9 protein-coding genes are annotated in these 10,230 nt (G+C 69.5%); 2 read left to right on the top strand and 7 right to left on the bottom strand.

What is annotated here, in order from left to right:
* Positions 1 to 69 precede the first annotated feature (69 nt).
* Positions 70 to 1,470 (top strand): glutamate--tRNA ligase, encoded by a 1,401-nt coding sequence (gltX, locus tag VGL30_RS11335; RefSeq protein ID WP_331539968.1) that lies wholly within the window; start codon positions 70 to 72, stop codon positions 1,468 to 1,470.
* Between the two features lie 56 nt (positions 1,471 to 1,526).
* Positions 1,527 to 2,810, top strand: a complete 1,284-nt coding sequence (gene gltA / locus VGL30_RS11330) for a citrate synthase (protein ID WP_331539966.1) — start codon at positions 1,527 to 1,529, stop codon at positions 2,808 to 2,810.
* A gap of 54 nt (positions 2,811 to 2,864) precedes the next feature.
* Here gltA and lpxB read toward each other — a convergent pair whose 3' ends face one another.
* From lpxB to bamA, 7 genes are read right to left on the bottom strand one after another with little or no spacing between them, the layout of a single operon-like run.
* A complete protein-coding gene (gene lpxB, locus VGL30_RS11325; RefSeq protein ID WP_331539964.1) occupies positions 2,865 to 4,031 on the bottom strand; it encodes a lipid-A-disaccharide synthase in 1,167 nt (388 codons plus the stop codon).
* Positions 4,028 to 4,867 carry a UDP-2,3-diacylglucosamine diphosphatase gene (gene lpxI, locus VGL30_RS11320; RefSeq protein ID WP_331539962.1) on the bottom strand — a complete coding sequence of 280 codons (840 nt, stop codon included), beginning with the start codon at positions 4,865 to 4,867 and terminating at the stop codon, positions 4,028 to 4,030. The genes lpxB and lpxI overlap by 4 nt, the downstream gene beginning before the upstream one ends.
* Before the next feature lie 2 nt (positions 4,868 to 4,869).
* Positions 4,870 to 5,667, bottom strand: coding sequence for an acyl-ACP--UDP-N-acetylglucosamine O-acyltransferase (gene lpxA, locus VGL30_RS11315; RefSeq protein WP_331539960.1), 798 nt, complete (start codon positions 5,665 to 5,667; stop codon positions 4,870 to 4,872).
* Positions 5,664 to 6,137 (bottom strand): 3-hydroxyacyl-ACP dehydratase FabZ, encoded by a 474-nt coding sequence (gene fabZ, locus VGL30_RS11310; protein ID WP_331539958.1) that lies wholly within the window; start codon positions 6,135 to 6,137, stop codon positions 5,664 to 5,666. Before fabZ ends, lpxA begins: the two co-directional genes overlap by 4 nt.
* A complete protein-coding gene (lpxD, locus tag VGL30_RS11305; RefSeq protein ID WP_331539956.1) occupies positions 6,134 to 7,147 on the bottom strand; it encodes a UDP-3-O-(3-hydroxymyristoyl)glucosamine N-acyltransferase in 1,014 nt (337 codons plus the stop codon). Before lpxD ends, fabZ begins: the two co-directional genes overlap by 4 nt.
* 30 nt (positions 7,148 to 7,177) lie before the next feature.
* Positions 7,178 to 7,792 (bottom strand): OmpH family outer membrane protein, encoded by a 615-nt coding sequence (locus VGL30_RS11300; RefSeq protein ID WP_331539954.1) that lies wholly within the window; start codon positions 7,790 to 7,792, stop codon positions 7,178 to 7,180.
* 5 nt (positions 7,793 to 7,797) lie between these two features.
* A complete protein-coding gene (bamA, locus tag VGL30_RS11295; protein ID WP_331539952.1) occupies positions 7,798 to 10,212 on the bottom strand; it encodes an outer membrane protein assembly factor BamA in 2,415 nt (804 codons plus the stop codon).
* Positions 10,213 to 10,230 lie beyond the last annotated feature (18 nt).

Below are 10,230 nucleotides of genomic sequence, written 5' to 3'. Positions count from 1 at the left end.
AGCCCCGCCCCGCGGGCGCGGCTTCCCGAGCCCGGCGCGGGATCGCCTCCAGCCGAAACCGGACCGTCAATGCCCTCCCCCGTCGTCACCCGTATCGCCCCCTCGCCGACCGGCATGATGCACATAGGCACCGCGCGCACGGCGCTGTTCAACTGGTTGTATGCAAAGCACACCGGCGGCAAGTTCCTGTTGCGCATCGAGGACACCGACCGCGAACGCTCCACCGAGGCCGCCGTCGGCGTGATCTTCGAGGGCCTGAAGTGGCTGGGACTGGAGGCGGACGCCCCGCCGGTGTTCCAGGCCGCCCGCGTCGACCGCCACCGGGCCGCGGTGGAGGCGTTGCTGGCCAACGGCGGCGCCTACCGCTGCTACATGACCGTCGAGGAACTGGCCGCCGAGCGCGAGAAGGCCCGCGCCGAGGGCCGGGCGATCCGCTCCCCCTGGCGCGACGCCAACGACCCGGCGGCGGACCGGCCCTTCGTCGTGCGCTTCCGCGGCCCCCTGGACGGCGAGACGGTGATCGACGACCAGGTGAAGGGGCCGGTCACCTTCCGCAACAAGGAACTGGACGACCTGATCCTGCTGCGCAGCGACGGGGCGCCGACCTACAACCTGGCCGTGGTGGTGGACGACCACGAGATGGGGATCACCCACGTGATCCGCGGCGACGACCACCTGAACAACGCCGCCCGGCAGACCCTGATCTACCGGACGCTGGGCTGGGAGACGCCGGTCTGGGCGCACCTGCCGCTGATCCACGGCCCCGACGGCGCCAAGCTGTCGAAGCGCCACGGCGCCCAGGCGGTGAGCGAGTTCGACGCCATGGGCTATCTGCCCGAGGCCATGCGCAACTACCTGGCCCGGCTGGGCTGGGGCCACGGGGACGACGAGATCTTCGGCGACGAACAGGCCATCGAATGGTTCGATATCGTCGATGTGGTCAGCGCGCCGGCCCGCCTGGACTGGGCCAAGCTCAACCACATCAACAACCACTACATCCGCCGGGCGGACATCGGGCGGCTCGCCGGGCTGGTGGCGGCCATCCACCGCAGCCGCGACTTTTCTCAGCAAAACCACGAAGCCGATATTTTGCAACGCACAATTCCGCTGGTCCGCGACGGGGCCAAGACCCTGCTGGAGCTGGCGGACATGACCCTCTTCGCCCTCAAGACGCGGCCGCTCGAACTGCCCGAGAAGGCCCGCGCCGGCCTGGGCGAGGAGACCCGCGGCCGCCTCCGGCGCCTGTCCCAGGTCCTCGCCGCCCAGGCCGATTGGCAGGCCGCGGCCCTGGAAGCCGCCCTGCGGAGCTTTGCGGATTCCGAAGGCGTCGGCCTGGGGAAGATCGGCCCCGCCCTGCGCGCCGTCCTTTCAGGCGGTTCGTCCGCGCCCGACCTCGCCGGCGCCCTGGTAAGCCTCGGAAAACCTGAAAGCCTCGGCAGACTTGAGGATGCTCTTTCAAGCGGCGCTTAAGGCGGTATAAGGCTCGCCGAAAGCACGCTTCAGGCGACCTATCGGAAGGGGACGGCATGGCCGACACGGCGAAAATCACCATCGGCGACAAGGCTGTCGAACTGCCTGTCATGCGCGGCACCGATGGGCCCGAGGTGATCGACATCCGCAAGCTTTACGGCGAGGCGGACGTCTTCACCTACGACCCCGGCTTCACCTCCACGGCGAGCTGCGAAAGCAAGATCACCTTCATCGACGGCGACAAGGGCGTTTTGCTGCACCGCGGCTACGCCATCGACGAACTGGCCGAAAAGTCGAACTTCTTGGAGGTCTGCTACCTGCTGCTGCACGGCGAACTGCCGTCCGCGGCGCAGTACACCGAGTTCGACCACAACATCACCTACCACACGATGCTGCACGAGCAGTTCGACCGCTTCTTCCAGGGGTTCCGGCGAGACGCCCACCCGATGGCGGTGATGGTGGGCGCGGTGGGCGCCCTGTCGGCCTTCTATCACGACTCGACCAACGTCGAGGATCCGGCCCAGCGGATGATCTCGTCGCACCGGCTGATCGCCAAGATGCCGACCATCGCGGCCCGCGCCTTCAAATACTTCCGCGGCCAGCCCTTCGTGCACCCGCGCAACGACGAATCCTACGCCGAGAACTTCCTGCGGATGTGCTTCTCGGTGCCGGCCGAGGACTGGAAGCCCAACCCGGTGCTGACGCGCGCGATGGACCGGATCTTCATCCTGCACGCCGATCACGAGCAGAACGCCTCCACCTCGACGGTGCGCCTGGCCGGCTCTTCCGGCGCCAACCCCTTCGCCTGCATCGCGGCCGGCATCGCCTGCCTGTGGGGCCCGGCGCACGGCGGCGCCAACGAGGAGGCGCTGAACATGCTCGCCGAGATCGGCAGCGTCGATCGCATCCCCGAGTACGTCCAGGGCGTGAAGGACCGCAAATATCGCCTGATGGGCTTCGGCCACCGGGTCTACAAGAACTACGACCCCCGGGCGAAGGTCATGCAGAAGACCTGCCACGAGGTGCTGGCCGAGGTCGGCCACCAGGACGACCCGCTGCTCAAGGTGGCCATGGAGCTGGAAAAGATCGCGCTCAGCGACGAATACTTCATCGAACGCAAGCTCTACCCGAACGTCGACTTCTACTCGGGCATCACCCTGCGCGCCCTGGGCTTCCCGCCGGAGATGTTCACGGTGCTGTTCGCCGTGGCCCGCACCGTCGGCTGGATCGCCCAGTGGAAGGAAATGATCGAGGACCCGCTGCAGAAGATCGGCCGCCCGCGGCAGATCTACACCGGCGCCGGTCCCCGGGCCTTCGTGCCGGTCGACAAGCGGGGCTGACCTTCGCTTCCGGCATCGAAAGATGCTCCCCCTGCGGGGAGGATTTTGGCGGGTTCAGGTTCGCGCGGCCACCATCCTGAGAACGGCGTCGGCGGCGGCTTCCGAGGGATCGGGGCCGCCACGTCCCATCCTGGCCAGGGCCGCATCCTGGGCCGCGACCTGCCGCGCCCGCAAGCCCGGGTCGTCCAGCCGGGCCGCGAGGTCAGCCGCCAGGACCGGTCCCGTGCATTCGCCCTGGATCCGCTCCGGCGCGACGGCTTTTCCCGCGGTGATGTTGATCAGGGTATAGAGCTTCGTGCGCACGATGCGCCGCAGGATCGCGTAGCTCACCGGCCCCAGCCGGTAGCCCACCACCATCGGGCAACCGGCCAACGCCAGCTCCGTGGTCACCGTGCCGCTGCAGGCCAGGGCCACGGTGGCGGCCTTCATGGCGTCGAGCTTGGCCCGGTCGCCCTCGATCACATGCGCCCGGTGCGGCCAGCCGGCGACCCGGGCCTTGACCCGCTCCGCCACCGTGGGCGCGGCGGCCACCACCAGGCGCAGATTCGGCCGCTCGGCCTTCAGGCGGCTGGCCGCATCCTCGAAGGCCGGCATCACGCGCTTGATCTCGCCCGGCCGGCTGCCCGGCAGGACCAGCAGGAGCGGGTCGTCGGGCCCTGCGCCGATCTCGGCCCGCAGACGCGCCGGGTCCGCCCCGGAGAGGTCGAGCGTCAGGGTGGCGTTTCCCACGAAGGTGGCGGGCAGGCCCGCGCGCTGGAAATAGGGTGCGTCCAGCGCATTGATCGACAGCACGTGGTCGACGGCGGCGGCCAGCACCTTCGCACGCCCCGGCCGCCAGGCCCAGATCTGCGGCGCCACGTACTTCACCAGCGGCAGGCCGGGCGCCAGCTGGCGCAGCCGCCGGGCCACCCGGATGGTGAAGCCCCAGGAATCGATCAGCACGGCGACGTCGGGCCTCTCCCGCGCCGCGATCCGGGCGGTCTGCTCCACCCGGCGCAGGATGCGCGGATAGGCCAGCACGCCCTCGAACAGCCCTACGATGGAAAGCTCGGACATGTCGAAGGGGCTGGCCAGCCCCTCACCGGCGAGTTGCGTCCCGCCCGTGCCCACGAAGCGCACCCGGCCGCCCAGCCGCTGCTTCAGCGCCCGCGCGAGCCCGGCCCCACGGTCGTCGCCCGAGGCCTCGGCGGCCACGAGCATCACGCAGAGCGGCCGGCTCACGGGCCGGCCGGCTCCACGCCGACGATGAACACGCCCAGCTCGTCGGCCAGCTCGATCACCCGCTCGCGGTCGAGCACCAGAAGGCGGCCGGCCTCCCCGGCGACCCCCGCCAGGCCCGCCCGCGCCACGGCGTGGATGGTGCCGAGCCCGATGGTCGGCAGGTCCACCCGTTCCTCCTGGCCGGGCTTGGGCGCCTTGGCCAGCACGCCCCTGGGCGCCCCCGGCGCGCCGCGCACCGCCGCCGGCAGGTCGGCCACCCGGCCCAGCATGGCGTCGGTGCCCTCCTGCGCCTCCACGGCCAGCACCAGGCCGTCGCAGACCACGGCCCCCTGGCCGATGTCCAGCCGGCCGATCTCGCGCACCACCTCCAGCGCCCGGGCAATGTCGGCCCGCTGCGCCGCGCTGGCGTCCAGCCCGCCCAGCGGCCCGGCCGGCAGGGTCAGGTCCGCCATCACCTCGTGGGCGCCCTCGACGGCGAAGCCTTCCTTCTCGAAGACGCCCACCATGTAGCGCAGCACCGCGTCGTCGCCGCGTCGCGCGGCGGCGACGGCGCCCGGCAGGGCGATCAGGCCGCGCAGGTCGGGCTTCAGCTTGCCGAAGTCGGGCCGCGCCACTGCGCCGGCCATGCAGACCGTCTGGCAGCCGGCCCGCCGGAGTGTCCTGAAACAGCGGCCGAGCTCAGCCATGCCCACGTCCTCGCCCGGATAGTCGGCGAGTTCCGGTCCCGCGAAGCCCCGCAGCCGCATGACGAAGAACGGCCGGCCGGCCTGCTCGCAATGCTCGGCGATCTCCACGGGCAGGCCGCCGGCCCCGGCGATGAGCCCCAGCTTGCGCACCCCTAGACCTCCCGCTCCGGCAGGCAGAGCGGCCGCCCGGCGTCGGCGCGGATGAAGCCGATGATCTCGGCCACCTCGGCGCAGTCGCCATAGGTTTCCAGCGCGTCGTCCAGCCGCTCCTGGAAGGTGCCCTCGTCGGCGAACATCAGCCGGTAGGCGGAGCGCAGGTGGTTGATGGTTTCGCGGCCGAAGCCGCGCCGCTTCAGCCCCACCAGGTTCAGGCCCTCCAGGTGGGCGTGGTTGCCCCACACCAGGCCATAGGGGATCACGTCCTTGGTCACGATGCCGCCGCCGCCGACGAAGGCGTGGCGGCCGATGCGGGTGAACTGGTGCACGGCGCAGAGCCCGCCCATGAACACCCAGTCGCCGACGTCCACGTGGCCAGCCAGGGTCGATCCGTTGGCGAAGGTCACGTGGTCGCCCACCTTGCAGTCGTGGGCGACGTGGGCGCCGATCATGAACAGGCCGTCGGAGCCTACCTCGGTCACCCCGCCGCCCATGACGGTGCCGGTGTGCATGGAGACCTGCTCGCGCATCACGTTGCGCTCGCCCACCACCAGCGCGGTGTCCTCGCCCTTGTAGGCCACGTGCTGCGGCGCCCCGCCCAGGCTGCAGAACGGATGCACCACGCACTCGCGGCCGATCGTGGTGCGTCCGGCGATCACCACGTGGGAGACCAGTTGCACGTCGGCGTCCAGGCGGACGTTCGGGCCCACGGTGCAGTACGGCCCGATGCCGACGCCGTCGGCCAGCTCGGCGGCCGGATCGACGACGGCGGTCTGATGGACGCTGGCGCTCACGGGGTTTCCACGACCATGGCGGCAAACTCGGCCTCGGCGGCGACCTTGTCGTCCACCATCGCCCGGCCGCGGAACTTGAACAGGTCGCCGCGGGCCCGCAGCACCTCGACGCAGAGCCGCAGCACATTGCCCGGCCGCACCGGCTGGCGGAAACGGCAGTTGTCCAGCGAGACGAAGAAGATGGTCTTGCCGCGCACGTCCACGTCCAGCGACTTCGACATCAGGACGGCGCCCGACTGGGCGAGCGCCTCGACGATCAGCACGCCGGGCATCACCGGATAGTCCGGGAAGTGGCCCTGGAAGAACGGCTCGTTCACCGTCACGCACTTTATCCCGACGATGGACTGGCTCGGCCGATAGTCCTCGGCCCGGTCCACCAGCAGGAAGGGATAACGGTGCGGGATCCGCCTCAGGATCTCGGTGATGTCGATGTCGGTCTCGCCTTGGCTGACCGGCGCCTTTCGGCTCATGCCTGCGTCCCTTTGCGGCGGCCGGCCTCGCGGGTGAGCCAGGCCGTCTCCCGCATCCACTGCCGGAACGGCCGGGCTGGCGAGCCGCCCCACTTCTCGCCGGCCGGTATGTCCCGCATCACCGCGGCGTCCGCCGCTACGATCGCGCCGTCGCCGATGACGACATGGTCGGCCACCCCGGCCTTGCCGCCGAACTGCACCCCGTCGCCGATGACGACGCTGCCGGAAATGCCGGTGAAGGCGGCCATGGCGCAATTGCGCCCGACCCGCACGTTGTGGGCGATATGGACCAGATTGTCGATCTTGCTGTTCTCCCCGATCACCGTGTCCTCGAACGCGCCCCGGTCGACGCAGCTGTTGGCGCCCAGCGTCACCCCGTCCTGCAGGATGACCCGCCCGAGCTGCGGCATGTCCACCAGGCCGCCCGCGCCCGCCGCCGCGCCGAAGCCCGGTTCGCCCACCGCCGCGCCGGCGTGGATCCGCACCCGGTCGCCCACCAGCGCGAAACCGAGCGTGACGTTGGCCCCGATCACGCAGTCGCGGCCGATGGCGACCCCCGGACCGATCACCGCATTGGCGCCGATCAGCGTGCCGCGGCCGACCCGGGCGCCGGCGCCCAGCACGACGCCAGGCGCGAGGACGGCGCCCTCCTCCACCGCGGCCGGCGTCCCGCCCTCCCCGACGCGGCGGGGCCGGTGCAGGCGCTCGGCCGCCTGGGCGTAGGCCGCCTGCGGTTGGCCGGTGACCAGGCCCACGCAGCCGTCGGGCAGGCCTGCGGCCTCGCCGGCGGACACGAAGCAGGCGCCCGGACGCGCCGCGGCGAGCTCCGGCAGCAGCCGGGCGTTGGTCAGAAAGGTCACGGCGTCAGGACCGGCGCGGCTGAGGATCGCCACCCCGAGCACCTGACGTTCGCCCGCCTCCGGAGCGGACAGCTCCGCCCCGGTCAGGCGCGCCAGCTCGGCCAGGCTCACCGGGCCGAGCGCGTCGTAAAATCGCGGATCGGGCGTCATGTCGGCGGCCTGACCCCGTGACGTCCTGCGCTACTTGGCGGCCGCGGGCGGCTGCTGGTCCAGGCGCTCGCGATTGATGTCGAACCGCTGGATCTTGGCGTTCAGGCCCGCCATCACCGGCGGCGTCACGTCCATGGCCGGATTAAACATCAGCAGCGCGCCGGCCTGGATCAGCAGCGAGCACTGCTTCTGCTGGTAGACCTGATCGAGCACCGGCTTGGTCTCGCGGTCCAGCCGTCCCAGCGCCTTGTCGCTGGTCAGCTGCATCTCGCGCGAGCGCAGCTCGACCTTCCGCTGGAAGACGCTGGCGCGGGCGTTGAGGTCCCCCGCGCGCTTCTCGAACGCCGCTTGGTCCAGCGTAGCGCGTTGCGCGTCCAACGCCTTGGCTTCGTTGTCGATGGCGGTCTTCTCGGCGCCGAGCTCCGCTTCCACCTGGGTCTTGAGCTCGTTGAGACGGCCCATGATGAACTTGCCGAGCGCGGAGCCTTGCACGATTGCGTCGCCGGACAGGATGCAGACGCCGGGGACCGGCGGGCCGTGCTTGATCGCCGCCGCGGGAGCCGCCGCCTGGGCGTAGGCGCTGGTGCTTGCAGCTGCGGCCAACGCCGCGACGCAGGTCGCCGCCGCCAGAGATTTGAAAGTCATGAGATTTAGAACCTCGTTGAGGTGGAGAATTTGAAGGTTTCGGTCTTGTCGTAGGTTTCTTTAGCCAGAACGTGGCTGAAGTCGAAGCGGATGGGGCCCATCGGCGACTTCCAGAAGATGCTGAGGCCGGCGGACGCTCGGAGCGCCAGATTGTCGTAGATCAGCGGATCGCGGACGCCGGCGGCGTTGAGCTTGTCCCTCTTGTCGAGCAGACCCAGCGTGCCGAAGTCGGAAAATACGGCGGCCTTGATCCCGTACTGCTCCGGCAGGCCGGTCGGGACCATCAGCTCCACGGTGCCGATGGCGTAGGCCTTGCCGCCCAGGGAGTCGCTGCGGCCGAGGTTGGTGTCGCGCGGGCCGATGCCGGCGGTCTCGAAGCCGCGGAAGGTTTCGCCGCCCTTGTAGAAGCGGTCGTTGATCCGCACCGAGTCGCCGCTCCAGCCGCCGATGTAGCCGCCTTCGCCGACGACGCTGAGGATGATCGACTTGGAAAAGCCGTGATACCAGCCTGCGCCCAGGCGGCTGGAGATGTACTTCACGTCGCCGCCGAGGCCGGCGAAGTCCTGGCTGAACTCGCCATAGTAGCCGCGGGTCGGATTGATCGGGTCGTTGCGCCGGTCGAGGCGGACGCCGTAGCCCACCAGTGAGGTCAGGAACTGGCCGCGCTGTGCGCAGAGCGACAGCGAGATAATCGGCGCCGCCGGGTCGCAGAGCGAGGAGTCGATCTTCACCTCGTCGCGCCGCAGGGTGTAGTTGGTCGACATCCGCGAATTGAGCGTCAGCGGGAAGTTCAGCCGCAGGCCCATGCCCACCGAATTGGTGGCGTAGGCGGAATAGTCGGTCAGGTCGTACTTGTACTCGTAGAGATCGACCCCGGCCGCAAGGTCGCGGCCCAGGTAGCGCGGCTCGGTGAACGAGAACTCCACCTGCTGCCGCAGCGAGCCCACGGACACCCGCGCCCGCACGTTCTGGCCGCGGCCGCGGAAGTTCCGCTGGCTGACGCCCAGGTCGAGCACCAGCTGGTCGACGGAGGAGTAGCCGGCGCTGAACGACAGCTCACCCGTCGGCTGTTCCTCGACCTTCACCTGCAGGCCGGTCCGGTCGGGCGCCGAGCCCGGCGTTTCGTCGATGGTCACGTCCTTGAAGAAGCCCAGTCCCTTGATCTGGTTCTTCGAGCGGTCGACCAGGGCGCGGTTGTAGGCGTCGCCCTCGGCCACGTTCATTTCGCGCCGGATCACATAGTCCAGGGTCGCGGTGTTGCCGACGATGTCGATGCGGTCGATGTAGACCCGCGGGCCTTCCTTGACGTTGAAGATGACGTCGACGGTTTTGGTTTCACGGTTGGGCGTATAGCGCGGCCGCACGTCGACGAAGGCAAAGCCTGCGGCGCCGGCCGCGAACGTCAGGGCGTCGGTAGACGCCTCGATCTTCTCGTCCTCGTAGACGTCGCCGGAATGGATCGGCACCAGCTGCTTCAGAACATCCTTGTTCAGCTTCTTCAGTTCGGTCTCGACATCGACCTTGCCGAACTTGTACTTCAACCCTTCCTCAAGAGTGTAGTTGACGACGAATCCGTTCTTGTCGGGCGCCAGCTCGGCCACCGCCGAGATCACCCGAAAGTCGTAGTAGCCCCGGTTCCGATAGTATTTGCGCAGCTGCTCCTTGTCGTACTCCAGCCGGTCGGGGTCGTAGTTGGCGTTGCTCGTGAAGAATTTGTACCAGCTCGACTGCTTGGTCACGACCACGTCGCGCAGGTCGTTGTCGGAGAAGCCCTTGTTGCCGACGAAGTTGACCCGCAGCACGCCGCTCTTCGGGCCTTCGTCGATCTTGAACACCAGGTCGACGCGCTTCTGCGGCAGCTCGACGATCTGCGGCGTCACCGTGGCCGAGATGCGGCCGGAGCGGCGGTAGAGCTCGATGATCCGGCCGACGTCGGTCTGCACCTTCGACTTGGTGAAGATGCCGCGCGGACGCACCGTCACCTCGTCGCGCAGCTTTTCTTCCTTCAGCCCGTGGTTTCCCTCGAAGATCACCCGGTTGATGATCGGGTTCTCCACCACGGCGACGACGAGGTCGGAGCCCTGCAGCTCGATCGACACGTCGGAGAACAGGTCGGTGCGGAACAGGGCCTTCAGCCCAAGGTCGATCTTGGCCGGGTCCACCGCCTCGCCGACCTGGATCGGCAGGTAGGAGATCACCGTGGCCGATTCGATCCGCTCGTTCCCCTTCACCACGATACGCTGCACGAACCCGGTCTGGGGCGGCGCGGACGGCGTCTCGGAGGCCGGGGCGGTCGGTTGCGGCGCCGGCGGCGCCCCGGCCTGGGCCAGGGCCAGGCCGGGCGCCACAAGGGCGGACGAGCCCAGCAGCAAGGCAAGGCCGGAGACGAACGCGGCGCGGCGGGCGCGGGATCTTTGCATCGGTTTAAGCCGTCACGG

This window comes from Phenylobacterium sp. (assembly GCF_036502675.1).
Lineage (GTDB): Bacteria > Pseudomonadota > Alphaproteobacteria > Caulobacterales > Caulobacteraceae > Phenylobacterium.
Note: the sequence above shows the minus strand (reverse complement) of the source record. Positions and strands in the feature narration are given on the sequence as shown.